Here is a 26,842-nt window from a genome sequence, read left to right on the forward strand (position 1 = left end):
ATCCGCGCACATTGGGGGATAGAAAATCAGTTGCACTGGCAACTGGATGTTGGTTTTGGCGAAGACCACAATACCACACGCAACAGGCAGGCCGCTCAAAACCTGGCAGTCGTCAGAAAAATAGCCTTAAATATTCTGAAAGCTGATAAAACCAGCAAGGCCAGCCTGAAGGCCAAACGAAAAATGGCTGGTTGGAACCATAAATTTCTGTTAACGCTTATCGCTAATAAAAATTTCTAATGCGTCAGCCCTGCAATAACCCTATTTGATAGTTGAAAAATTAATAAATTTGATTATATTTGCAGTCAATTAATAAAAGAGGGGGCAAATAGCCCCCTCTTTTATTTTATCAATTAAAAATTATCAATCAAAAACGGGCGGGTAATGAACATTGAAAAAAGAGTAAGGGAACTGGTAGAAGAGAAGATAGCCGATAAGCCGAATTTGTTTTTGGTGGATGTTAAAATGCACTCAAACGGAAAACTTATCGTTTTGCTTGATGGTGATGACGGTGTAGGTATTGACGATTGCGTGGCGGTAAGCAGGCATGTGGGCTTCCATTTAGAGGAAGAAAATGTAATTGAAACCGCCTATAACCTGGAAGTATCGTCGCCGGGGATTGATTTCCCGCTTTCGTCGCCAAGGCAATATGCCAAGAATGTTGGGCGCACATTGGGTATCAAAATGGCCGATGGCGTAAAACGAGAAGGTGTTTTATCGGCATTAACCGAGGATGCCATTGTAATTGAAGAAAAAATAAAAGAAAAAGGGAAAAAGGCCGAAACTGTTGAGAGCGTTATCCCATTAGATAAAATAACAGAAACAAAAGTTTTAATATCATTCAAGTAGAAAATGAGCAATATTAATTTAATTGATTCTTTTCAGGAATTTAAAGATTTCAAGAACATTGACCGCCCAACCATGATGAGCGTTTTGGAAGACGTTTTCAGAAGCATGATCAGGAAAAAATACGGCACAGATGAAAATTGCGACGTGATTGTTAATACCGACAACGGTGACTTAGAAATTTGGCGCACCCGTAAGGTTATGGAAGATGGGTTTAGCGAAGATGATGACCTGGAGGTTGAGCTGGCGGAAGCAAAATTGTTTGATCCGGATTTGGAAGTAGGCGATGAGCAAATTGAGCAAATCACCCTGGAAAGCTTTGGTCGCCGTGCTATTTTAGCGGCACGCCAAACACTGGTTTCAAAAATTCTGGAACTGGAAAAAGACGAGATCTTTAAAAAATATAAAGATCGCGTTGGCGAAATTGTTACCGGCGAGGTTTACCAGGTTTGGAAAAAAGAAACACTGGTGCTTGATGATGAAGGCAACGAATTGTTGCTGCCAAAAACAGAGCAGATACCGGCCGACTACTTTAAAAAAGGAGATAGCGTAAAAGCTGTTGTACATAAGGTAGATATGCTGAACAGTAATCCTAAAATTATCATTTCGCGTACTGCACCGGAGTTTTTACAGCGTTTGTTTGAACTGGAAGTTCCCGAAATTTTCGACGGGTTGATCACTATTAAAAAAATTGTACGCGAGCCGGGCGAAAGGGCCAAGGTTGCCGTAGAATCATACGATGACCGTATTGACCCGGTTGGTGCCTGCGTAGGTATGAAGGGTTCACGTATACATGGTATCGTTCGCGAATTAAAAAATGAAAATATTGATGTGATTAACTTCACCAACAATATTCAACTCTATATTCAACGTGCATTGTCGCCGGCCAAAATCACATCTATTAAATTAGATGATGAGAAAAAAACAGCAGCGGTGTACTTAAAACCCGACCAGGTATCGTTAGCTATCGGCCGTGGTGGTCACAATATTAAACTGGCAGGTAAATTAACCGGCTATGAGATAGATGTTTACCGCGAGGCTGATGAGCATGATGAGGATGTGGATATTGAAGAATTTACAGATGAAATTGATAGCTGGATTATTGATGAATTTAAGCGCATTGGCTTAGATACAGCAAAATCGGTATTGGCTTTAACTGTTGGCGAGTTGGTAAAACGTACCGATCTGGAAGAAGAAACGGTAAAAGAAGTGCTATCAATATTGAATGCTGAGTTTGAATAAGCATAATAACCAAAATTAAAATCGTATTTTTGCGATAATTAGCAGAGAAAATATAATAAATGTCAGAAGACAAATCAATAAAATTAATTAAGGCGGTAAAAGAGCTCAACATTGGTATGGGTACCATTGTCGATTTTTTGGCGACTAAAGGCTATAAGGTTGACAAGCACCCCATGGCCCAGCTAAATGGCGACATGTACGGCGCATTGTTGAAGGAATTTGCCTTTGATAAAAGTATTAAAGAGGAAGCCAAGCAGATCAGTATCGGTAAGATAAGGAAAGAGGAAACTGCGCCGCTGCCTGAAAAGCCAATCGAAAATCGCCGTTCACGCGATTTTGAGAACGAAGAGATACTGATCAAAAATGCCGGCCAATATACCGCACCGCAGGCCGAGAAACCGAAACCGGTTGAGTCTGTTGCCCCTGCTGCCGCGGTGAAAACCGAGGAGCGCGGTGATGTATTGCCTGGAGTTAAGGTAATTGGGAAAATTGACCTTAATAACCTGAATGCGAAACCACAGCCTGTTGCCGAAAAGCCTGCTGTAGTAGAAGCTCCAAAACCAGAGCCAGTTGTGGAAGCGCCTAAGCCGGTTGTTGCTGAGAAGCCAGTCGTAGTAGAAGCACCAAAACCAGAGCCTGTTGTTGAAACACCAAAACCGGTTGTTGCCGAGACCCCTAAAGTAGAAGCACCAAAACCATCTGTTGTTGAAGCACCAAAGGTAGAAGAACCCAAAGCAGAGGCGCCAAAACCTCCTGTTGTACAGACACCTGTTGTTGAAGCCCCGGCTGAAACACCTGCAGATGGCGATGATGACGTAATACGGGCCAAGGCAGAGCGCCTTACAGGCCCTAATATTATTGGTAAAATACAATTGCCGGTTAATGCGCCAAAACGCAATCCTATAGCATCTTCATCAAATTCAAACAGCGCCGATCATAAGCGCAAAAGGAAACGTAAAGATAGCCAGGGCAATCCGCAGCAAGGTGGCGGTAACCATCCGCAAAATCAGCAAGGTGGTGGTACTCATCCTCCGCATACCCCTTCGGGTGGCGGTACTATTAACCCTAACCGTCCGGATTTCAGGAACCGCGGTAATGGTGCGCCAGGAAACGGAGGCCCTCAGCAAGGAGGAGGTGGTGGAAACCGCCCTGATTTCAGAGGTAACCGTAACAATGCGCCACAAAATACCGGCCCTAAGGAAGAGCCTTCAGAAAAAGATATACAAGACCAGATTAAAGCAACGCTTGCACGCTTAAGTGGTGCCGGTAAGTCGGGCAAATTTGCACAGCGGGCCAAATTCCGCCGTCAAAAACGCGATGACGTTGCCGCCAGTGCCGATGAATTGGCAATGGAGCAGGAGTTGCAATCGAAAGTATTAAAGGTTACCGAGTTTGTAACTGCTAATGAGCTTGCATTGATGATGGATGTATCTGTAACCCAGATTATATCTACCTGTATGAGCCTGGGTATGTTCGTATCTATCAACCAAAGGCTTGATGCAGAAACATTAACCATTGTGGCCGACGAATTTGGCTACCAGGTTGAATTTGTGAAGCCACAGGATGAAGAGGCCAACCTTGACCAGCCAGATGATCCGGCAGACTTAGTTCCCCGTGCGCCGATTGTAACCATCATGGGTCACGTGGATCATGGTAAAACATCATTGCTTGATTTTATCCGCAAAACAAACGTAATTGGTGGCGAAGCCGGGGGTATTACCCAGCACATTGGTGCCTATGAAGTTACTTTGCCGGATAATAAAGGAAAGATCACATTCCTGGATACGCCGGGTCACGAGGCGTTTACCGCCATGCGTGCAAGGGGTGCACAGGTAACAGATATTGTAATTATTGTAATTGCTGCTGATGATAGCGTGATGCCGCAAACCCGCGAGGCCATAAACCACGCGCAGGCCGCAGGTGCACCAATCATCTTCGCTTTCAATAAAATTGACAGGCCTGGTGCTAACTCGGATAAGATTCGCGAGCAACTATCGGCCATGAATATTTTGGTTGAAGAGTGGGGCGGTAAATACCAAACACAAGAGATATCGGCCAAAACCGGCTTAAATATCGAACTGCTGTTAGAGAAAGTATTGCTTGAAGCCGAGTTACTTGAACTTACAGCCAACCCTAATAAACGTGCCGTAGGTACCGTTATTGAGGCTGCTTTAGATAAAGGCCGTGGTATTGTAACCACTATATTGGTACAGGCAGGCCGTTTAAAAGTAGGAGATCCTATTTTGGCCGGATGCTACAGCGGTCGTGTTAAGGCATTAACCAACGAGCGTGGCCAAAGAGTTGATTCTGCAGGCCCTTCAACACCTGTACAGGTATTGGGTATGCAGGGTGCGCCAACAGCGGGGGATAAATTCAACGTATTGGAAAGTGAAGTTGAAGCACGTGAAATTGCCAACAAGCGTTTACAACTACAACGCGAGCAAGGTTTACGCACGCAGAAACACATTACACTTGATGAAATCGGCCGTCGTTTGGCAGTTGGTAACTTTAAGGAACTTAACATTATTGTTAAGGGCGACGTGGATGGATCTATCGAGGCGTTATCAGATTCATTACTGAAACTATCTACCGAGCAGATACAGGTTAATATTATATCTAAAGCGGTAGGTCAGATTTCCGAATCAGACGTGTTGCTGGCTTCTGCATCAGATGCGATCATCATTGGTTTCCAGGTTCGTCCTTCGGGAAGTGCCCGTAAACTTGCCGAAGCTGAGCAGATCGATATTAGGTTATACTCTATCATCTACGATGCCATTAACGAAATTAAGGCGGCGATGGAAGGGATGCTTGCACCAACCTTTGAAGAGAAGATTGTTGCGAACGTGGAGATCCGCGAAACCTTCAAGATCAGCAAGGTGGGTACCATTGCAGGTTGTATGGTACTTGATGGTAAAATTAACCGTAACAGCAAAATCCGCATAGTTCGTGACGGTGTAGTTATATACACAGGCGAACTGGCTTCACTGAAACGCTTTAAAGACGATGTGAAGGAAGTATTGACTGGCTACGAGTGCGGTTTGAACATCCAAAACTTCAACAATATTGAAGTAGGCGACATTGTTGAAGCTTACGAAAATGTAGAAGTAAAACGCAAGTTGTAATAAGCAAAGCATTGATAATTTGAAGGGCTGATCTGTTAAAGATTAGCCCTTTTTCTTTATATCAATATATTAAATAAAGTTGCTCGCCGGGAGTTTAATTCCCCGAGCCTTTTCATTCCGGGCGATGCCTGTCCAATTCACTCCTTTAGCAAGCCCTCTACCAGCGCTTTCCACTGTGGCCCCGATAGGCCCTGACGCGCAGTAAGCGCAATAATGGTATTACGGATGCTATCGTATAAATTGGTATCGGAGTTATTGATCACTTCATTTCGCCCATGTACTGCTGCGCTAACGTGGTTTAAGTACCGCTCAACAATAAAAGTATTGGTAGCGCTATGATCGTAGAAATTGGCAATGGCTTCACCCGGATGCCGGGGATTTGCCACCGGCCTTACCGTAATAGCTATAAATTCGCTTTCCGAATTCGCGTTTTCAAATTCCTGGATGCTTTCAATCATTACCCAGTCCAGCCCCCCTCCTGCTATCGAGCCGGGAGCAGGCAGGTCTACGTAAAAATGATCTCCTTTTTCGGCCATGCGGTATAGCTCATTTCCCTGCGCATCAGTAAGCGAAAACTTTGAGGAGGCAGGCCCGGCAAATTGGTGCCAGTTAGAAACGTCTTTTAACCTGTTTTTAGCCAGCAGGAAAAGGGCATGCGCCGCCTGGCGTGTATCAAGATCTGCAAAGTGGATAAAGTCGGTCATTCCGCCTTCTGTTTGCTCCGGGATATTATGATAACCATCATTCATAACTGTAAATTATAAACATTTAACAGTCACTGTTACAAACGGTTTCGTCATTGCGTAATATATTGTTGTATTTACAATTGTAACATAATCACTACATCATACGCATTGGATTATCTTTTCGGGTGCGGGGTTTGATTATTAATTAAAAGTAATGTACATTTCCTTTTTATAAAACCTAAATGATAAATAAACCATTCCTGTGCTTTTTTATCGTCTTCACTTATATAAGTGGCCGAGCCTTTGGACAAACAGTAGCGGATGACAGTACAATGCAAAAAATTGCCATTGGCCATGTAGTTGATGTTTACAATACGTCTATTGGTCAAATGTCGCGCCTTTATAACGGCCCCGAATATGAGTTTTATGATCCTTTAATTAAAGGAAATGCTTGCTTTTTAGACATAAACGCATTCAAAACCGGTTCGGTTAATTACGATGGTATATTTTACGCAAACGTGCCGATGATGTACGATATCAACAAAGACCTTGTTGTAACACTACTGTATAACGGCTTTTCCAAATATTCATTAATAAACTCCAGGATACAAAGTTTTGATTTGCTTAGCCATCATTTTGTGTACGTTGCGGCCGATTCGACAAACCTGGCATCGTCTATAAGCGCAGGGGTATATGAAGAGATATACGGCGGCAACCTGCAGGTTTTAGTTAAGTGGACAAAAAGTATACAGAGTATATCAACCCAAACTACGCTCGAAACCTTTTTTACAGAGGCTAAAAAGCATTACTATTTAAAAAAAGGCAATAATTACTATAGTACAGGCGGACAAGGCGCTTTCCTGAATGCATTAAAGGACAAGAAAAAAGAATTGCAGCAGTATATAAAGGCTAATAAAATTAAGTTTAAGGATAACCCGGAAAAAGCGATGTATTTAATAGCCGCCCAATACGATCAATTATCAAAATAAGAAAGCTTTCATACCTGTAGTATTCAACTAATAGATAGTAGTTAAAACCGTCACCCAGTTCAGGATATTGCGAGAAATAAATATGCGAATGAAAAAAATTTACTTTTTTACTTTTTGTTTTTTGATCCTGATGAAAGTTGGCAATGCCCAACAAACGGCGGTTAAAACAATTAGCGTAAACGTGCAACAAACCACTATTGAGCAGTTTGTTACCGAAATTGAAGCCAAAACCGGCTATCACATTTATTATGAACCCGCCTTATTTGATAGTTTAAAGGTAACCGTTAAGGTAGATAATAAACCGGTTAACGTCGCGCTTGATGCCGCGTTCAAAAATACCGTGTTTCGTTACGCGATAACCGCTGATGGCCAGGTTTTTTTAACCAAAGGTCGCGAGATACAACCATCGCTTGCCGCGGGCTTTTTTGGAATTAAACCTGGCCCGGAAACCGTAAAGAACAACGTTACTACAACCGTAGCCGAATTTACCGATCAGAAAGAAAAGATCATTCCGGAGGCGACTACAGAAAATAAGTTATATGAGATAGGTAATAAAACTAACACAATTGGTGCAGGCAATGCAACGCTATCGGGCTATGTTCGTGATAGCAAATCTGGCGAGGCGGTAATTGGGGGCAGCATTTTTGTTACCAATACTAAAACGGGGGTAGCAACAGATCAATTTGGTTATTTTACTATTAGCCTACCGAAAGGCCGCCAGATTTTGAGCATCCGTGGCCTTGGGATGCGTGATACCCGCAGGCAAATTGTACTTTACTCTGATGGGAAGCTGATTATAGAAATGAAGGAACAGGTTACCAGCCTGAAGGAAGTAAAAATATCGGCCGAGAAAGTCGCCAACGTACGTAACGTACAATTGGGAGTAAACAGGCTCGACATCAAGAGCATTAAACAGGTGCCGACCGTATTTGGCGAAGCCGACGTGTTGAGGGTTGTACTAACGCTTCCAGGCGTACAATCAGTAGGCGAGGCTACAACCGGGTTTAACGTACGCGGCGGGTCGGCCGATCAGAACCTTATTTTAATGAATGATGCCACCATTTATAACCCCTCGCATTTTTTTGGTTTTTTCTCATCATTTAACCCCGACATCGTTAAAGACATTGAACTTTATAAAAGCAGCATTCCTGAAAAATTTGGCGGGCGCCTGTCGTCGGTATTGGATGTTACCAATCGCGAAGGCAATAAAAAGAAATTTACCGGCTCGGCAGGCATTGGTTTAATAACCAGCCGGCTTAATATAGAAGGGCCTATTATTAAAGATAAAACCTCGTTTTCTTTTGGTGGCCGTACCACTTACTCCGATTGGTTGTTGAAGTTGCTGCCCGATGCTTATAAGCACAGCCAGGCATCCTTTTACGATTTAAACCTGGATATCAGTCACCAGATAAACGAGAAGAACAATATTTATGTAACAACCTACCTGAGCAAAGATAAATTTAAGTTAAACAGCGATACATCTTACGGCTACAGCAACCGCAACGCCAATATTAAATGGAAGCATAACTTTAACGATAAGCTGTTTAGCGTAATAGGCGCCGGGATAGACAGGTATCAATATGATATTGCCAGCTATGATAACCCGGTAAATGCATACAAGCTTAATTTCGATATTAACCAAACCAATTTTAAAGCGGATTTTACTTATTACCTTAACCGTAAAAACACCATTGACTTTGGCTTAAGCTCTATTTTTTATAAGCTCCATCCCGGCAACTTTCAGCCCAATAGCCCCAAGTCATTGGTAGCGCCTGATGTTATCCCGGCGCAGCAGGCTTTGGAGAGCGCTTTGTACCTGGGCGATAAGTATGATTTTACCGAAGATTTTTCGGTAAGCGGAGGTATCAGGTATTCTATATACAATTTCCTGGGACCGCAATTGGTTTACAACTACGCACCTAATTTGCCAAAAACAACTTCAAACCTGCTGGATAGTACCAATTACAGCAGCGGGAAGTTCATTAAAACGTATTCGGGGCCCGAAATTCGCTTGTCGGCACGTTACCAGCTGGGCGATAATACTTCTTTAAAGGGCGGTTACAACACGTTAAGGCAATACATCCATTTATTATCAAATACAACTGCCATTGCCCCTACCGATGTTTGGCAACTAAGCGATCCTAATATCAAGCCACAATACGGCGACCAGGTATCGCTTGGCCTTTACCACAACATGAAGGCAAACACCATCGAAACGTCTGTCGAAATTTATTACAAAAGACTAAGGGACTACCTGGATTACCGTAGCGGCGCCAACCTTGTATTAAACCACCATATTGAAAACGATGTATTGGGTACCGAAGGCAAGGCTTACGGTATTGAGTTTTTGCTGAAGAAAACCACAGGCAAGGCCAATGGATGGATAACTTATACCTACTCGCGCACTTTTTTAAGACAAACCAATCCTAACGAGGGCGAGCTGATTAATGGCGGCTCATACTATCCGGCCAATTTTGATAAGCCGCATGCTTTTAACTTCATAGGCAATTACCGCTTTTCGCACAGGTTTAGCGTATCGTTAAACGTTACTTACAGCACAGGCAGGCCTATTACATTACCGGTGGCAAAATATGAGTACGGCGGATCGGAGCGGGTATATTATTCAGACAGGAACCAGTACCGCATCCCTGATTACTTCCGTTCCGATTTTTCGATGAACATTGAGGGTAATCACAAAGTACATCAGCTTACACACAACTCGTTCACCATAGGGGTGTATAATTTAACCGGCAGACAAAATGCATACTCTACCTATTTTACCGAACAGGGAGGTATAATAAGCGGGTACAAGCTGTCTATTTTTGCCCGGCCAATTCCGTTTATCAACTATAACATCAGGTTTTAAACACAATGTGCAAGGGGGGCAACTATATGGTTTATTTGATATTACTTACCGCAACCACTCCGGCCTGTCGTAAACCTTATACGCCAAACCCGGTATCGGCCCCCGGTAGTTACCTGGTAGTTGAGGGCGTTATTGATCCCGGCGCCGATTCGACAATTATTACTGTGAGTAACACTGTACGCCTTTCAGATACCACCTCATTGGCAACCGAAACCAATGCCCGTTTAACAGTTGAAAGTGAGGCGGGCACAAACTATTCGTTAAACGAGTTTAAGGCAGGGCGCTACCTTGCTATCGGGTTAAACCTTGATAAAGCGAAAAAATATCGCCTGCATATCAGAACAAGCGGCGGGAAGGAATATGCATCAGATTATGTGCCTGTTAAACCAACCCCTCCTATTGATAGTGTAACTTATAAAGTAACGCCGAAAGGGCTACAAGTCAATTCAAACACCCATGATGCTACAAATAGTACCCGGTATTACCGGATGGCCTATGAAGAGGCCTGGAAGTTTCACGCCCGGTTTAACTCGGGATTGATTGTAAAAAACGGTGAAATAGTGCCGCGCCGGGAAGAAGAGATGATTTATTATTGTTATCGGGGCGATAAATCGTCCAATACCATTTTGGCATCATCAGAAAAGCTGACGCGGGACGTAATTGCTAATACTCAAATTACTGTGGTACCGCCATCGTCAGAAAAACTCACTATAAAATACAGTATCCTGGTAAAACAGTATGCGCTTACAAAAGAAGCATATCAATTTTGGGAAAACATCCGGCGGAACACCGAACAGTTGGGCAGTATATTTGATGCGCTGCCCTCGCAGTTAAAGGGAAATATTCATAATGTAACAAACCCCGATGAGCCGGTTATTGGGTTTGTAAGCATAAGCACAACACAGCGCAAACGCATTTTTGTTGATAACGACAGGGTGCCTTATACCTGGTACGTTCCGGACGACGGTTTGTGTGAAAAGCTGGGTTATTTGTTAAATAATGGCGGAGAGAATGACGTTGAACTTTTTATTATTAAGCTTCATCTGAACCCCCTGGAAGCTATACTGAATCCGTTTACCGGGCAGATAATTGGCTATAAAGCTGCATCAGCTGAATGTTCGGATTGTACATTAAAGGGAAAAACAACCGCGCCACCTTATTGGGAATTTTAACAATGGTAAAAAATAACTACATATGGTATTTTATAACCACCGCAACAATGGTGGCTGGGTGCAGAAAGCCGTATGCGCCACCAGCGGTATTGGCCCGGGCCAGCTACCTGGTAGTTGAGGGTGTAATTGATAGCGGTAGCGATTCGACCCTGATAACATTGAGCAGAACAGTAAATATAGCTAACCATACATCGCTTTTAATTGATTCAGGCGCCGAAGTAGCGGTGGAACGGGAAGATGGGGCCAACTACCCTCTGAGTAAATTTAAAGGCCGTTACCTGGTAATTGGTTTAAACCTGGATAAGGCTAAAAAATATCGTTTGCATATTAAAACCGGGGGGGATGAGTATGCATCGGACTATGAGCCCGTAAAGCTAACGCCCCCTATTGATAGCATTAGTTATAAGATAACGGGCCCGGGGCTGCAAATAAACTCAAGTACGCATGATGTTACCAATAACGCACGCTATTACAGATGGGCGTATGAAGAGGCCTGGAAATTTCACGCGGCTGTTAATTCAGGCCTCATTGTTAAAAACGGAAAGATAACTTTTAGAGCCGCAAACGAGATGTATTATTATTGCTATGCGGGGGATAAATCAAGTAATATTGTTTTGGCATCGTCAGAGAAGCTATCACAGGATGTAATCTCCCAAAATCCGGTTACATTGATTCCACGGAACTCTGAGAAGCTGGAGATAAAATACAGCATACGCCTGAAACAATATGCCTTAACCAAAGGCGCCTATGCCTTTTGGGAAAACCTTAGGAAAAACACAGAGCAACTCGGCAGTATATTTGATGCGCAACCATCGCAATTGGTTGGCAATATCCATAGCATAAGCAACCCCGCCGAACCCGTTGTTGGCTATGTAAGCGTAACCAATATGCAAAGCCGAAGAATTTTTATATCAAAAAATGTTTTACCGGATGAATGGAATATAGATTTGACAGGGTGTGAAAATAATGCCTACTTATTTGCCAATCCCAATACCCGCCAGGATGATGTAGCACTTTTTATTTTAAAGGGCGGCTTAGTACCAACATCAAGTGTATTGGATAGCCTGGGGCAGTTAATAGGATACAGGGCATCAACTGTAGAGTGCACCGACTGCAGAGTGAGAGGAAATATTAACGCACCAGTTTTTTGGCAAAATTAAAATATGACAGGAAATAAGCATATATGGATTTTGATATTAACGGCCTGGTGTACTGCCAGCTGCCGGAAACCGTATGCTCCGCCGGTGATAACCAATAATAAAAGCTACCTGGTGGTTGAGGGAAATATTGACAGTGGCAGCGATTCGACAATAATAACATTAAGCACAACCGTGAACCTCGGCGCGCATGATACAACAACGTTTCAAAGCGGTGCACAGGTATCTGTTGAAGCAGAAGGTGGCGTTAGTATACCTTTACAGGAACAGCAGTATCAACCCGGGCATTATGGCGCGGCGGCATTAAACCTTGATAAAACAAAAAAATATCGCCTGCATATACTGATGACCGGAAATGAATATGTTTCTGATTATGAAGGCGTAAAGGCTAACCCTCCTATTGATAGTGTGAACTATAAAATAGGCAGCAAAGGATTACAAATTTTTTCGAACACGCATGATCCGGCCAACAATACCCGCTATTATCGCTGGTCATATGAAGAAGCCTGGCGTTTCCATTCGGCATTTAACTCAGGTCTAATACTCAGAAACGGCGAAATTGGTCCCCGGGGTATTGCTGAAAGCATATACTATTGTTATTCGGGAGATAAATCAGCCAACATTGTTTTAGCTTCATCGGCAAAACTTACCCAGGATGTAATATTTGAAAACCCGATCATCGTAATAGCCCCCAATTCAGAAAAACTGGGAATCCGTTACAGCATCCTTGTAAAACAGTACGCGCTTACAAAAGCAGCCTACGATTTTTGGGAGAACATGAAAAAAAATACCGAGCAGTTGGGCAGCATATTTGATGCCCAGCCATCGCAGCTGATAGGTAATATTCACAGCCTTACACACCCAACCGAAGCGGTAATTGGCTATATTAGTATAACCAATATGCAAAGCAAAAGGATCTTTATATCAGGCGGTGCTTTGCCTGCCGAGTGGCAACCTAATTATAAAGGCAGTTGCGAGATTGACTCCTGCCTTTTTCAAAATCCCAATAGCCGGCAAAACGACGTTAAAGTATTGATACTTGATGGGCCACTGATACCAATAGCAACAATATTACAGGGTTCCTATACTGTTCTTGGTTATACAGCATCTACTGTTGATTGTGTTGATTGCCGGGTTAGAGGTAAAATTGAAGCACCCCCATTTTGGAAAGAATAATATGAATAAGATAAAAAAAACGAATATATGGTGTTTGGTGATATGGGCCGGTATAGTTGTTACGGGTTGTAAAAAGCCGTATAACCCATCTGTTATAAGCAGCCCCAACCATTACCTGGTGGTAGAAGGGGTAATTGACGTTGGCGATAGTGTTACGGTGATTAAGCTGAGCGAAACCGTTAACCTTGGCGATAATGTAAAAACATCGGGACTGGCGGGCTATGCTGTTAATATTCAGGCTGAAGGCGGCGTAAATGTTGCCGAGTTGAAGGAGGTGCCCGGCCAAAGCGGAAGATACGCTTCGTCGGCAGTGCTAACTCTTGACCAAACGAAGAAATACCGGCTACATATTTCGGGCAACAGTAAGGAGTACGCCTCTGACTATATTGCGGTGAAAAAGACTCCTCCTATTGACAGCATCGGCTTTGCACCCAAGGCCGGCAACCTGAATATTTATGTTAATACCCATGACGCAACTAATAATACACGCTATTACCGTTGGGATTATGCGGAGGCATGGAAGTTTCATGCCCGGTACGAATCGGGCTTTATTGTGGATCCAGAGACTAAAGGAATAAGGACCAGAAGACAGAATGAAGCGATGTATTATTGTTATACAGGTGATACATCAAGTAACACGGTTATAGCATCGTCCGCCAAGCTGAGCTCAGATGTTATATTCCAAGCCCCGATAATACAAATACCTTCTACCGCCGAAAAACTTTCGATACGGTACTCCATTTTATTAAACCAATACGGCTTAACAAAAGAGGGATATGAGTTTTGGGAAAATATCCGGAAAAATACCGAACAGCTGGGAAGTATCTTTGATGCCCAGCCATCCCAGCTACAGGGCAATATTCACAGTATAACCAACCCTAATGAGCCGGTTATCGGGTTCATAACCATTACCAACATTCAGCGCAAACGGATTTTCATCAACAATAATCAATTACCTGCAGAGTGGTACCCTGTTTACCCATATAGCTGCTCGGCAGATACGGCACTTTTTTATAACCCTAAAACAATGCAGCACGAAGTGCAGCTAATTATAATTGACGGTAGTGCAATACCGGTTTCGTCAATTGTAAATATGAATGTCTTAATTGGCTACACGTATTCAACGGTTGAATGTACCGATTGCCGGATAAGGGGTAAGTCATTACCTCCCCCATTTTGGAAGCCATAGCGAACAAACAAAAACAACAACAACGGCAATGCAAAGCCGCATACATAATTATTAAACAAACCAGCTTTTAGCTATGGGAAAACATAACAGAACTACTAAAATAATATTCTCGTCGGGTTTGATTTTATTGCTTGCACAAACAGTAGGTTTTGCACAGGTAATTGAGCAGGTAAAAAACGGCTTTAACCAATACCGGCAGCGCAACGTGCAGGAAAAAATATATGTACATACCGATAAAAGCGTGTACCTGCCAGGCGAAATTATTTGGTTTAAAACCTATAGTGTTGATGCCTCGTTTCATCAATTATTAAACTTGAGCAAGGTAGTTTATGTTGATGTTATAGATAACGCCCACAATGCCATTATGCAGGCCAAAATAGCCACGAATTATGGCACCGGTAGTGGCTCGCTATACATCCCTGTATCGGTAAGCAATGGTAATTATACGCTGCGGGCATATACCAGCTGGATGAAAAATTTCAGCCCCGATTATTATTTCGAAAAGAACATTACCATTGTAAATCCTTTGAAGTCGCCGGATGCCCTGGCAAAAGAAACTGCTGCTTACGACCTGCAATTTTTTCCCGAAGGAGGTAGCCTGGTAGCGGGCTTAAACAGTAAGGTGGCCTTTAAAGTTACCGCGCCAAATGGCAATGGTGTGGCGGTATACCGGGGTGCTGTTATTGATCAGCATAACGATACGGTAGCGCGTTTTGAGCCCCTAAAGTTTGGTATGGGCAGTTTTATATTTACGCCGTTAGCAAATAACAGCTATAAGGCCATTGTTAAAACCAGCCAGGGTAATAAATTGGTTAAGGAATTGCCCTTGGTTAGTAATCAGGGCTATGTAATGCAATTAAAGGATAACGGACCTAATTTACAGGTTACCGTAAACAGCAACACAGGTGGTGGCGAAGTATTCCTTTTTGCGCACACCAGGCAATTAATTAAAGCGGCTTTAAGCTCTTCGCTTACCTCCGGAGCGGCTACGTTTAGCATCGATAAAAGCAAATTGGGCGAAGGGGTATCGCATATAACTATTTTTAACAACGCCAAACAGCCGGTATGTGAGCGGCTTTATTTTAAACGCCCTAAACAGCTATTACAAATAGATGCGGCTGCCGATCAGCCTCAGTATGCCACGCGAAAAAAAGTAAATATTAACGTGGGTACCAAAGGGGCAAAAGGAACGGCTGTGTTGGCAAATTTATCGCTTTCTGTTTACCGGGTCGATTCATTGCAGCAAATGGATGCTGATGATATATCTAGCTACCTGTGGCTTCGATCGGATTTGAGGGGCAATATAGAATCGGCAGGCTATTATTTCAAAAATCAAAATGCCGAAGCTAATGCCGCTATGGACAACCTGATGCTGTCGCAGGGCTGGCGCAGGTTTCAATGGAGTAATATTGTAAATGGAGGGTCGTCGTCATTTAACTTTTTACCTGAGTATAACGACCACCTGATAAGCGCGAAAATAACAAACACACTAACAGGTGCGCCGGCAAAGGATATCGTAGCCTATTTGAGTGTGCCTGGCAAAAGGGTACAATTGTATGCATCCAGAAGTGATTCATTGGGTCACCTTGTGTTTAACACCAAGCAGCTATTTGGTCCGGGCGAAGTAGTCGCCCAAACTAATTCCGAGAAAGATTCAACCTTCCGGATTGATGTTTTGAGCCCGTTTTCGGAGCAATACAGCAAACGTACGCTACCTCAATTAACCTTGTCTGCCGATTTGCAAAAGGCCTTAGAACAGCATAGCCTGGGCATGCAGATACAAAATATATATGCCCTTAATAAAATCAAACGGTTTTATGATCCGGGTGTAGATAGCGCCGGCTTTTTTGCGCAGCCTTATAAAACCTACCTGCTGGATAACTATACCCGTTTTACCACAATGGAAGAAGTGCTGCGCGAGTATGTAAGAGAAGACAACATAGTGCGCTCCAGGGGGCGGTACCACATTAAAGTATTAAACGAAAAAGGGTTTTTAGACGGCGATCCTATTGTTTTACTGGATGATGTGCCTGTATTTAATATTGATAAGGTGATGGCAATTGATCCGTTGAAGGTAAGAAAGCTTGAGGTTGTAAGAGACAGGTATTTTTACGGCCCTACTGTAAATGAAGGGGTGTTCAGCTTCACCACATACAAAGGAGACCTTGGAGGCGTAGAGATAGACCCCCATGCCGTGGTTTTAGATTACGAAGGCTTACAGTTAAAACGCGAGTTTTATTCGCCGGTTTATGATACCGAAAAGGCGGCCAACAGTCGTGTGCCAGACTTTAGGAGCCTGTTGTTTTGGTCACCGGATGTAAATACAAATACGGTTGGAAAGGGTCAGGTATCCTTTTATACCTCCGATCAGCGGGGAAAATACGTTGTATCGGTGCAGGGAATAAGTGAAGAAGGTGACGCCGGGGCCCAGTATTTTAGCTTCGAAGTAAAATAAAAAAATAAATTTTAAGAAAGTTTTAAAAGGAATGACCGAGTAGGTCATCCCTTTTTGCGTTGATATTAAGATAGTTATGTCGTATATAAAAGTCGACATTAACATTGCGAAATAGATGAAACAGCCAATAAAAGCGATTAAACCAATGTTTTTTAAAAAACCACTTGTGTAAACCAAAATGGTGCGTATATTTGCAGACCCAAACGGAGTGGTAGTTCAGCTGGTTAGAATGCCTGCCTGTCACGCAGGAGGTCGCGGGTTCGAGTCCCGTCCATTCCGCTAAAAGAGCCTTAAAAACTCTCAAAAACGCTTAGATTTCTGGTCTAAGCGTTTTTTTTTGCTCAAAAAAACGCATAACACCCCGGCATTTATGACTCATCCGGTGACCTATTCGGTGACTGGTCCAAATCTACTAATTTAGTCACCAAATCAACGATTAACTAACTGATAGTCAATTATTTGTATTCATAAATTTAGGCCTCAAATCACCTCGATTTATATCAAATTTCAGGCTTCAGATGTGATCTGAAAATTTGGAAATATCAAAATGGCTCAAACGCACGGAAGCGTTTGGTCCGAGGGTTCCGGTTCCATCAAAAAACGCTGTTTTTGCGTTTTTTGTGACCAATTCGGTGACCTATTTGACAACCATGAAATAGGTCACCGAATAAGAGGTTAATGAATTGATTTTAAAGCACTTGACATAGTTAAAGTTGGTCACGGAAAGCGAGTTTCGAGACCAATTATTGAAATCAGGTAATTTAAAATTCAGTCAAATGAAAAATGCACAAAAATTCGCAGTCCTGATATGGGCTGACAAAAGAAAAACAGATGCTCAGGGTATGGTACCGCTGTATGCGCGGATCACCTACCTAAGCAAACGAGCAGAGATTTCACTCGGCAGAAAGGTCGATCCTAAAAAATGGGACGCCGAAACAAGCTACGTAAAAGGCAACACAGCTGAAGTCCGGGACATCAACACGCAAATCATGGAGGCCACCAACGAGATCAGGCGGGCTTTTGATGACTTGAAAAGAACAGAAGATTTTATTACTGCTGAAAAGATCAAGGCGCGATATACAGGTGTGGGAACTGTTCAGCGCATGCTGCTGGAAGTTTTTGACGAACATAACGGCCAACTGGAAAAACTGCTGGATAAAGATTTCGTCAGGGCAACTTTAACGAAATATAAAACGGTTCGAAAGAAAACAGCGGAATACATCAAGTTCAGGTACAAGAAACCGGACGTTTATCTGGCGTCTATCGATTACGGTTTTGTGACCGGCCTGGAAATGTATTTGAAAACAGAGGATGGTATTGAGCACAATACGGCCATGCGGTATATCAAGAATCTTAAGAAGATCATCAACCTGGCGGTTAATAACCAATGGATGAGCCATAACCCTTTCAACTTGTTTAAGTGCACTTACAATAAGGTCACCCGTGTCGAATTGGAATGGGAAGAAATTCAGGCGCTCGCCGAATACCAATTTAAAGTAAAACGGCTGGGTGAAGTTCGGGACACCTTCCTGTTTTGCTGTTACACCGGGTATGCTTTCGTTGATGTTGATAAATTAACCCCGCAACATGTTGTTACCGGAGCAGATGGCGTTACCTGGATCAAGACTACCCGGACAAAAACAGAGATTGAGTCTAATGTGCCATTGATCCCACAGGCGATAGAGATCATTGACCGATATGCTGACCATAATTGCAGGATAATTGAAAACAAATTGCTCCCGGTTAAAAGCAATCAGAAGATGAATGCCTACTTAAAAGAGATCGGTGATCTTGCCGGGATGGAAAAAGTCCTTACCACGCACATTGCCCGTCACACCTTTGCCACAACAGTAACCCTGGAAAATGATGTGCCATTGGAAACCGTAAGCAGGATGCTAGGTCACACTAAATTCAGTACAACCCAGATATACGCGAAAATGAAAGACAAGAAGGTTAAACGGGATATGCAGGCTTTACAAGGCCGGTTGTTGGCTAACCAGCAAAAGGCTGAAGCCAACAAAGACAGAGAGGAGGTATTAGCATGAGTAACCCAACTATAATAGTCGAAGAGATCAAGGCGATTATCAGTGGCGCAAGGGAAGCTGCTGTACGCGCTGTTGATCATGAACGTGTAATTATGTATTGGCATATTGGGAAACGGATATTCGAAGAGGAACAACATGGAGCGGATCGCGCTGAGTATGGAACTCAACTTATCAAATATCTATCAGAGCAGCTTCAGCCACAATTTGGCCGGGGTTTTTCTGCGCGGAATCTAAACCTTTTTCGTCAGTTTTATAGAGGCTTTCCAATTGTGCAGACACTGTCTGCACAATTGAGTTGGTCTCATTATTCTTTATTACTGACAATACCGGATGGATAAAACACACCAAAATGACCCCTTTTGGCCCACTCAAAAAGGCCCCCTTTGCCAGTTGAAAGATTACGCTTGGGCTGACGTCCTGTTATAAGGAAACCCCCGTGCCGCAAACCAGTGTCATCCTGTCGATGTCGGGTAACCATGCCACGATCCCGGCAGATGGAGTGAGCAAACAGATGATCACTTTGGAATTGCCTGACAAGACCACTGATGCGACCAACTCAGTAATATTTAATACCACCAAAGGCCTATTCGATGTGGCGGCAAAAAACACGATCACGGTCAGCGCACAAAATGTGATGATCAGCGGAGCCACGCATAAAGTCGCCACGGTCTACCTTATCAGTACAGGGGATGAGGGAACAGCCTATGTAACGGCGACCATCAAGAATTTCACCCAAACAGACACCATCGGTTTTACAAGGGCATATCCCGACCTGATCCATTTAAATGTCGATAAGCTGAATTACCAGGCCGGCAATGGTACCGAGGCAACGGTAACGGTGCAATGCCGAAGAAATATCGGTACAGGTACGCCTTCCATAGGACAGGCCATCACACTTACCGCATTAGATAATGACCTTAAACCTATCGGCGTCTTTAGGAACCTTAATCTGATGACTGATGCCAGCGGTAATTGTGTCAATTACTTTTCGCTGCCGCTTGGGAGCGCTTATCTTGGAAAAATAACCTTAACAGCCAGCGTAGCCAGCGACCTTACCGGGAAGTTGATCAGTGATGCTGCCAACATTAACTTTTATAAATAAAATGGAAGAAAACAAATCACCGCTTTCAAAGGAAGCCATGATGGCATTTCACAAAGACCTGAATGAATTACTGAATAAGTATGACCTTCAAGGGGAAAAGGACCATGTCCAGATCCAAACATCTAAGGTAAATCTTTTCGCTACGAACCTCACTAATTGTAACCCAGGTTGCCTGGCTCACGGACTTCACCAGGACCAATTTGGCAATATGGTGGTTGGGTGGTATTGCGCTTGTTAAGGTAGTAGAACATTTGGATTCCGGTAAAATGCAGATGTGTTGAGCGACAAAAGTTAGCCTTTTATCCTTACCGGTTTATAAATCGCCAGCCCGGCGATCACCGAGCCAAAGCCCATTGCGATAATGGAGGTATGGGCAATCCGTTGCGCCGCGTTATATTTGTTCTGCGGCGGGGCCATCTTGCGGATATGCAGGTCGTGCAGGACCACCAGCCAGGCCTCGTTAAAGGAGTGCCGGTTAGGCAGCAACTGGCGCCACTCACCGGATATGATGGTGTATAAGATGTAAAATATGCCATTCAATGTAAAAAACCACGTAAACAGGAAATGGAAAGCCATCCCTTCTGCCAGGCGCGATGGGATATGCAAAAGATCATAATACCAATCCGGAAAAAACTTTACGAAGGTATGCCCGAAGATGGTGATGGAGTATTCATCATTGACCCTGTAAATCAGCATCCCGCTCCATATCATGATGGTCAGTATAGAAAAATTGACCCAAAGGGTCCAGCGCATTAAAAGCGGGTGTTTTTCTTTGATAACTTTCATGGTACCTGCCGGAAGATAGATCAATTGTGAGGGATTAACATAGCCATGGGTTTAAACCCATGGCTATGTTAAGGAATTAATTGGCTGCCTGAACGCTCATCGCCGAAGGAAATTCGGCCTTTGTAGCGCCTGTGATCTCACCATTCGCTTTGTTTTGCACGAAACCGATCAGCTCCCATTTCTGCGGATCAAAACCGTGGGGCAGGCTGATGTTTTCTGTACCGTCTTTGGCATTGTTTAAGGCAATGCTTTTCAGCTGGGTTACTATCTGAACATGAGATAAGGTACGGCCACCGTTTTCACCCCGTTGTACTTTGGTGGTGGCGTTTTTTTCAACCAGTGCAACGATCAGGACAGCGTTATTGGCTGTACCGGTAGCATAATGTATGGTGGCTTGATCACCATCGACTTTAATATTATTTAAAGCCAGCTCAGACTTTGCAGCTATTTCCAGGTCGGATTTTATCGCATTACGCAATGTGCCTTCTTCAGAGCCCACAAATTCTTTACGGCCGTTCACCACGATCTGCGGCGTGTAAACCGATGATAAATTCAGCCAATCAGCATACTGGTTCTGCCGGGCCGAATATTCAGGGCTGCTGAAAACATCTTTCCAGCCGAGTCGGTTCCAGTAATCCACATGGTAGGCCAGGATATAAACCGGTTTATCGGTCACTTCCTTTTCGACACGGGCCACCAGCGCATCAGCGGGCGGACAACTGGAGCAGCCTTCGGATGTAAACAATTCAATCACGGCAAAACCTTTTCCCGGTGTCGCCGCTTTGGTTGATTTTTCGCTTTTAACAGGGATAAATGCCTGTGTTACCATCGCGGCCAATCCGAGGCAGGCAACAGCTATAAATATTCTGAATGGTTTCATTTTTTTATTGTTAATTAATTGAATAACTTGTTTAAGCAGTTGGTCGCCATAACGATCAGTTCCTTACAATAAAAATTAAACATTTTTTCCATGCTATGGCCATTGTCGTTATCGTCGCTGTTCATCTTTCTTGCCATTTAATCAACCTGTGTGATAGGTGAAAGCCTGGACAATTGTTGATGCTATCGCGGGTATAGTCCGAATTTCCAAAATCTGAACTTTGTTTTTTATATTTGTAGCAACTGTTACATTAAATCAGGTTTATGCCACGTGTTCAATTATTTGATAAGGAAAAAGCATTAAAAAATGCGATGGAGTTGTTCTGGAAAAAAGGGTTTAACGGTACCTCCACCCGCGACCTGGAAAAGGCAACCGGGCTGGGTACATCAAGTATCTATAATTCATTTGGCGGCAAAGAATCCTTATTTCTTGAAACGCTCCAATATTACATGGAAGCAGAACAGTTTAAACTCGGTCAAAACATAAAAACTTCGCCGTCCGCGCTAACGGCACTCAGGGCACTGTTTGAGTGCGTGCTGCAGGAAGATGGTGAAGCAGCTATGGCGGTAAGTGGCTGCTTCGTGGTTAATTCCATTACTGAGCTTGCTAACCAAAACCCACGGTTGAAACAGTTCGTCACGGACGCAAGGACAGGGACGATCTCCATATTAAAGGAACTGGTCGAAAAGGCACAGGAGCAAAATGAGATCCCTGCGGTGAACGATCCAACGCAATTGGCCGTTTACCTGCAAACGGTCATGACCGGGTTGAAAGTGTCCGGTATGCTGGCTAAAGATCCGAAGGAACTGCTATCGGTCATTGATCTTACCATTCAAAACCTGACAAAACAATGATGTTTGTTTATTTGTAGCGAACGTTACAAATAATACATTTGTAGCACACGTTACAAATTGAACATTATGAAAAATTTTGAAAACAAAAAAGTTGTCATTATTGGCGGCACCAGTGGCATTGGACTCTCAACAGCCAAGATGCTCCTCGATGGGGGCGCGCGAGTTATAGTTACGGGGCGGTCGCAGGCCGGCCTGGATCTGGCCCGGAAGGAGATCGGAAAGGACGCTATCGTGGTTTCGAGCGACGCACGTTCATTGACGGACCTCGACGCCCTCGCCGTTCAGGCGAAAGCCGAGTTCGGCACCTTTGATTTCCTCTTCATCAACGCCGGGTTCAGCCTGTTCGCCCCCCTCGAACAAACGACTGAGGCGACCTTCGACGAGATGTTTAACCTGAACGCTAAGGGACCTTTTTTCGCGGTGCAGAAACTTTCGCCGCTGATCACCAGCGGGGGTTCCATCGTCCTGACAACCTCAACCGCAAACGTCAAGGGTATGCCCATGCTGGCCGCATATGGCGGGGCCAAGGCTGCGCTGCGGAACTTCGCCCGGATGTTCGCCGCTGAGCTGCTTCCCCGCGGGATCCGCGTCAATGCAGTTTCGCCAGGTCCCACCGAAACGCCGATCGTTGATAAGTCGATCCCGGACAAAGACATGCAAGCCCATCTGATCGCGCAGATGATCGCGGACATTCCGATGAAGCGCCTCGGCACGCCCGAGGAACTTGCCAAGGCCGTTCTTTTCCTCGCGTTCGACGCGACCTTCATGACCGGTGTCGAACTTCCGGTAGACGGCGGTTGGTCGCAACTGTGAAAATGGCTAAAAAAAAACTAGCTAACGCTTTTCCACAACGGGAAAGGGTTAGCTAGTCCTTAACACACATTCAACTAAAGCGTAGAACAATGAACGAAAGCATATTGATAACCGGAGCGAATGGTGGGCTCGGGAAAGAGGCCGCCCGACAGTTGGCCTTAAAAAAAGAGACAAAAAAGATCATTCTTTTTTGCAGGAATCAAGCAAAAGCCGAGGCGGCAAAAAAAGACCTGGAGGAAAAAACGGGAAGAAAGATCTTTGAAATTATTATTGGGGATGTTTCGGATGAAGATTCTGTCAGAAAAGCAATTGAAAAAATTAAAGAACCTATTGATGCGATAATTTTAAATGCAGGTGGAATAGTTGGGAAAACTGCAGGAAACATTACCCCTTCCGGCATGAATGAAATCGCTGCTACCAATGTTTTAGGCCATGTAATTTTAGTGGACGAATTAATAAAACGCGATCAGTTAAAAAAAGCGGTACTATATGTAAGTTCGGAAGCTGTAAGAGGAGTTAAGCAAATGGGCATGAAACCTGCATTAATGAAGACTTCCACTGAAGAAGAGTTTGCTGCTGTTCTTGATGGATCCTTTTTTGGAAAAAACTTTGATAATGTGCAAGCCTACGGCTACGTTAAATATGCAGCAACGATGTGGACATTATCAATGGCAAGAAAATATCCTGCACTCAAATTTGTCGCTGTCAGTCCCGGAAATACGGACGGTACTATGGCACCGGATAATTTCTCGCCGGTAATGAAATTTATGCTGAAGTATATTATGATGCCTATTGTGCTGCCATTACTGGGAATGGTGAATAAGATAGAAGTAGGTACCAAACGCTTAGTGGATGGTATTTCGGATGATCACTTTAAAAGCGGTATTTTTTACGCCAGTAAAGAAGGAAAGATGACCGGGGATTTAGTTGACCAAAGCACTTTTTTCGCTGATTTGAAAAATATTTCATTCCAAGATAACGCTGATGAAGCAATTCACCATTTCATAAAACAGTACTGAAACTATTTTTTTTGATATATGAACCTATTCGGAGCAATTTTAGAAGAACAACTGCGAAGCAACAGCCAGCTAAAAACGCTGCCGGCCGAAACAGTACTGATGCAATCGAATAGTTATATTCGATCAATACCTGTCGTACTTTCGGGAAGTATGCGTGTAATCCGCCAGGATGAAGACGGACGGGAAATATTACTGTATTACATCAAACCGGGTGAAACCTGTATCATGTCTTTTTTAGCTGGCATTCACGAAGATACGAGCAAGCTTAGATTGGTAGTAGAAGAAGACTCGGAAGTACTCATGCTGCCGGTAGCTAAAGCAAGTGAATGGATCAAAGTTTACCCGGAGTGGGCCGAATTTATATTTAATTTATATCACCAGCGTTTTGAGGAATTGCTGGATGTGATCAATGCCGTGGCGTTCCAAAAATTAGACGACCGGATAGCAACTCTGTTAAAGCGAAAAGCAAATATTTATAAATCAAATGAGTTTAGCATTACCCACCAGCAACTGGCTGAAGAATTGGGTACAACCCGTGAAGTGGTTTCCAGACTGTTAAAACAAATGGAAAAACAGGAATTGATCACGTTATCGCGAAATAAAATCACATTAAATACTGCTCTGTAACATAGGTCACCGACCCACGGCTTTCAGACTGATACATTTGTTTCGTAATTAAAAACAAGTGGAAATAGCAGGATACTCGGCGGCAATATTAATAGGTCTATCATTAGGTTTGATTGGCGGTGGCGGCTCGATTCTTACCGTCCCTATCTTAGTTTTTTGTTTCAGGATCGACCCTATTATTGCCACGACCTATTCCCTGTTTGTAGTTGGTTTAACCAGCTCTGTAGGCGCGATAAGCCATCACAGAAAAGGCAATATCGATTTCAAAATAGCCTTCCTGTTTGGTATTCCTTCATTAATAGCCATATTCATCATGCGTAAGTGGGTAATGCCTGTCCTGCCACATCATTTGCTTAACATTGGTTCGTTTGAGGTCACCAAGCCGGTTTTACTAATGCTCGCTTTCGCGATGTTAATGCTGGCCGCATCCATTTCTATGATCAGGAAGAAAAAAGAAGTTTTAGATTCAGATTCGCAGCTGAGCTATCCAAAATTGGTCATCCAAAGTATTGTAGTCGGCACCATCACCGGTTTTGTGGGCGTAGGCGGTGGTTTTTTGATTATCCCCTCTTTGATCTTGTTTGCCGGTTTACCGATGAAAAAAGCGGTGGGCACCTCCTTAATGGTCATGACCGTTAGTTCCCTGTTGGGTGTATTGGGAGATGTAAGCAGGCATGCACCAATAAATTACCCTTTTTTAGTGCTTTTTTCTGCATTAGCGATAGCTGGAATTATTGCCGGCAGCTATTTGACCAAATACGTTGCGGACACTAAATTAAAGCCGGCGTTTGGATGGTTCGTATTGTTAATGGGCATTTTTGTTTCGATCACTACTTTAACTAAATAAGATGGAGTTCATTAAACAACCCTGGCCCTGGTATGTGGCCGGACCCCTGATCGGGTTGATCATACCGGCCTTACTACTATTAGGCAATAAAACTTTTGGTGTTTCCTCAACGCTTCGCCAGGTATGCGCTGCTTGTATCCCCGCCAATATTTCTTTCTTTAAATACGACTGGAAAAAGGACAGCTGGAATCTTTTTTTTGTAGCAGGAATCATGATTGGTGGCTTTATCGCTACCTACCTGCTTTCAAATCCGGGGCCTGTGCATATCAATCCACACACTACAGCACTTTTACAACAGGAAGGTATAAAAGATTTTAGCGGCCTGTTGCCAAAGGATGTGTTCAGCTTTAGTCAACTGTTTACCCCGCGTGGATTTGTCTTTATAGTTCTGGGTGGTTTTCTTGTAGGTTTCGGTACCCGTTATGCAGGTGGATGTACTTCAGGACATGCCATCATGGGCCTGTCGTCTTTGCAATGGCCATCGCTAGTGGCTACCTGTTGCTTTATGATTGGTGGAATGGTGATGACCTGGTTTATTTTGCCTTATTTATTACAGTTATGAAAAATATAAAATTCTTAATCATAGGAATGCTGTTCGGCATTATCCTCGTCAAATCACAGGTGATCTCCTGGTTCCGGATACAAGAAATGTTCCGCCTGCAAGCGTTTCATATGTACGGTGTTATCGGCAGCGCGGTTGTAGTTGGTATAATTTCCATCCAGCTCCTGAAACGGTTCCGGTTAAAGACTATTCACGGAGAGCAAATTGTTATTCCCGACAAAACATTTCATTGGGGTAACGTTTACGGCGGTTTGATATTTGGTTTAGGCTGGGCGATTACGGGCGCTTGCCCGGGGCCGGTTTATGCACAGATCGGCAGTGGTTTTTTGGTAACTATTGTTACGTTGCTGAGCGCGGTTGCAGGAACCTGGACATATGGTTTAATAAGAAATAAATTACCTCACTAA

The 26,842-nt window shown here is 43.6% G+C and carries 24 protein-coding genes and 1 tRNA gene; 22 read left to right on the forward strand and 3 right to left on the reverse strand.

All coding sequences use genetic code 11. The features are described 5' to 3' along the window. From AC1DV1_RS21370 to infB, 4 genes are all read left to right on the forward strand, one after another. On the forward strand, positions 1-240 hold a 240-nt coding region (locus AC1DV1_RS21370), incomplete at its 5' end, for a transposase (protein WP_477363107.1). 144 nt (positions 241-384) lie between these two features. Next, entirely contained in the window at positions 385-849 is a 465-nt protein-coding gene (rimP, locus tag AC1DV1_RS21375) for a ribosome assembly cofactor RimP (RefSeq protein ID WP_477363110.1), read from the forward strand. 3 nt (positions 850-852) lie between these two features. Beyond that, positions 853-2,088, forward strand: coding sequence for a transcription termination factor NusA (gene nusA / locus AC1DV1_RS21380; RefSeq protein WP_147054170.1), 1,236 nt, complete (start codon positions 853-855; stop codon positions 2,086-2,088). A gap of 59 nt (positions 2,089-2,147) precedes the next feature. Continuing rightward, positions 2,148-5,210: a translation initiation factor IF-2 gene (infB, locus tag AC1DV1_RS21385; RefSeq protein WP_477363113.1), complete on the forward strand. Its 3,063-nt coding sequence runs from the start codon at positions 2,148-2,150 to the stop codon at positions 5,208-5,210. A gap of 137 nt (positions 5,211-5,347) precedes the next feature. Here infB and AC1DV1_RS21390 read toward each other — a convergent pair whose 3' ends face one another. After that, the gene (locus AC1DV1_RS21390) at positions 5,348-5,959 is read right to left on the reverse strand and encodes a hypothetical protein (RefSeq protein WP_477363116.1); all 612 of its coding nucleotides are present in this window, start codon (positions 5,957-5,959) and stop codon (positions 5,348-5,350) included. A 179-nt stretch (positions 5,960-6,138) separates the two neighbouring features. Here AC1DV1_RS21390 and AC1DV1_RS21395 point away from each other — a divergent pair, with 179 nt between their 5' ends. The 11 genes from AC1DV1_RS21395 (at position 6,139) to AC1DV1_RS21445 (ending at position 20,047) form a co-directional block, all read left to right on the forward strand. Continuing rightward, positions 6,139-6,885: a hypothetical protein gene (locus AC1DV1_RS21395; RefSeq protein WP_477363119.1), complete on the forward strand. Its 747-nt coding sequence runs from the start codon at positions 6,139-6,141 to the stop codon at positions 6,883-6,885. A gap of 88 nt (positions 6,886-6,973) precedes the next feature. Beyond that, positions 6,974-9,751 carry a carboxypeptidase-like regulatory domain-containing protein gene (locus AC1DV1_RS21400; RefSeq protein WP_477363122.1) on the forward strand — a complete coding sequence of 926 codons (2,778 nt, stop codon included), beginning with the start codon at positions 6,974-6,976 and terminating at the stop codon, positions 9,749-9,751. A gap of 5 nt (positions 9,752-9,756) precedes the next feature. Beyond that, positions 9,757-10,923: a DUF4249 domain-containing protein gene (locus AC1DV1_RS21405; RefSeq protein ID WP_477363125.1), complete on the forward strand. Its 1,167-nt coding sequence runs from the start codon at positions 9,757-9,759 to the stop codon at positions 10,921-10,923. Between the two features lie 2 nt (positions 10,924-10,925). Beyond that, a complete protein-coding gene (locus tag AC1DV1_RS21410) occupies positions 10,926-12,083 on the forward strand; it encodes a DUF4249 domain-containing protein (RefSeq protein ID WP_477363128.1) in 1,158 nt (385 codons plus the stop codon). A 3-nt stretch (positions 12,084-12,086) separates the two neighbouring features. Next, on the forward strand, positions 12,087-13,256 hold the full coding sequence (locus tag AC1DV1_RS21415) for a DUF4249 domain-containing protein (RefSeq protein WP_477363131.1): 1,170 nt from the start codon (positions 12,087-12,089) through the stop codon (positions 13,254-13,256). Position 13,257: 1 nt separating this feature from the next. Further along, positions 13,258-14,445, forward strand: a complete 1,188-nt coding sequence (locus tag AC1DV1_RS21420) for a DUF4249 domain-containing protein (RefSeq protein ID WP_477363134.1) — start codon at positions 13,258-13,260, stop codon at positions 14,443-14,445. A gap of 73 nt (positions 14,446-14,518) precedes the next feature. Beyond that, positions 14,519-16,900, forward strand: coding sequence for a hypothetical protein (locus tag AC1DV1_RS21425; protein WP_477363137.1), 2,382 nt, complete (start codon positions 14,519-14,521; stop codon positions 16,898-16,900). A 205-nt stretch (positions 16,901-17,105) separates the two neighbouring features. Continuing rightward, a tRNA-Asp gene (locus AC1DV1_RS21430) sits at positions 17,106-17,179 on the forward strand. Positions 17,180-17,676: 497 nt separating this feature from the next. After that, positions 17,677-18,945, forward strand: a complete 1,269-nt coding sequence (locus AC1DV1_RS21435) for a site-specific integrase (RefSeq protein WP_477363140.1) — start codon at positions 17,677-17,679, stop codon at positions 18,943-18,945. Next, on the forward strand, positions 18,942-19,283 hold the full coding sequence (locus AC1DV1_RS21440) for a DUF1016 N-terminal domain-containing protein (protein ID WP_477363143.1): 342 nt from the start codon (positions 18,942-18,944) through the stop codon (positions 19,281-19,283). The genes AC1DV1_RS21435 and AC1DV1_RS21440 overlap by 4 nt, the downstream gene beginning before the upstream one ends. Positions 19,284-19,381: 98 nt before the next feature. Next, a complete protein-coding gene (locus AC1DV1_RS21445; RefSeq protein WP_477363146.1) occupies positions 19,382-20,047 on the forward strand; it encodes a hypothetical protein in 666 nt (221 codons plus the stop codon). A 291-nt stretch (positions 20,048-20,338) separates the two neighbouring features. On the opposite strand, the gene AC1DV1_RS21450 is transcribed toward AC1DV1_RS21445, so the two are convergent. Continuing rightward, entirely contained in the window at positions 20,339-20,833 is a 495-nt protein-coding gene (locus AC1DV1_RS21450) for a cytochrome b/b6 domain-containing protein (RefSeq protein WP_477363149.1), read from the reverse strand. Positions 20,834-20,909: 76 nt separating this feature from the next. Further along, the gene (locus AC1DV1_RS21455; RefSeq protein WP_477363151.1) at positions 20,910-21,713 is read right to left on the reverse strand and encodes a DUF1223 domain-containing protein; all 804 of its coding nucleotides are present in this window, start codon (positions 21,711-21,713) and stop codon (positions 20,910-20,912) included. 263 nt (positions 21,714-21,976) lie between these two features. On the opposite strand from AC1DV1_RS21455, the gene AC1DV1_RS21460 reads away from it, so the two are divergent. From AC1DV1_RS21460 to AC1DV1_RS21490, 7 genes are all read left to right on the forward strand, one after another. Next, positions 21,977-22,567 carry a TetR/AcrR family transcriptional regulator gene (locus AC1DV1_RS21460; RefSeq protein WP_477363154.1) on the forward strand — a complete coding sequence of 197 codons (591 nt, stop codon included), beginning with the start codon at positions 21,977-21,979 and terminating at the stop codon, positions 22,565-22,567. A gap of 66 nt (positions 22,568-22,633) precedes the next feature. Continuing rightward, entirely contained in the window at positions 22,634-23,380 is a 747-nt protein-coding gene (locus AC1DV1_RS21465) for an SDR family oxidoreductase (protein ID WP_477363157.1), read from the forward strand. A gap of 89 nt (positions 23,381-23,469) precedes the next feature. Then, entirely contained in the window at positions 23,470-24,399 is a 930-nt protein-coding gene (locus tag AC1DV1_RS21470) for an SDR family NAD(P)-dependent oxidoreductase (RefSeq protein WP_477363160.1), read from the forward strand. A gap of 18 nt (positions 24,400-24,417) precedes the next feature. Next, positions 24,418-25,026 carry a Crp/Fnr family transcriptional regulator gene (locus tag AC1DV1_RS21475; RefSeq protein ID WP_477363163.1) on the forward strand — a complete coding sequence of 203 codons (609 nt, stop codon included), beginning with the start codon at positions 24,418-24,420 and terminating at the stop codon, positions 25,024-25,026. Between the two features lie 58 nt (positions 25,027-25,084). Further along, positions 25,085-25,873, forward strand: coding sequence for a sulfite exporter TauE/SafE family protein (locus AC1DV1_RS21480; RefSeq protein ID WP_477363166.1), 789 nt, complete (start codon positions 25,085-25,087; stop codon positions 25,871-25,873). Between the two features lies 1 nt (position 25,874). Further along, positions 25,875-26,435 carry a YeeE/YedE family protein gene (locus tag AC1DV1_RS21485; protein WP_477363169.1) on the forward strand — a complete coding sequence of 187 codons (561 nt, stop codon included), beginning with the start codon at positions 25,875-25,877 and terminating at the stop codon, positions 26,433-26,435. Further along, positions 26,432-26,842: a DUF6691 family protein gene (locus AC1DV1_RS21490; protein ID WP_477363172.1), complete on the forward strand. Its 411-nt coding sequence runs from the start codon at positions 26,432-26,434 to the stop codon at positions 26,840-26,842. Before AC1DV1_RS21485 ends, AC1DV1_RS21490 begins: the two co-directional genes overlap by 4 nt.

Source organism: Mucilaginibacter sp. P4_D1 (assembly GCF_056401935.1).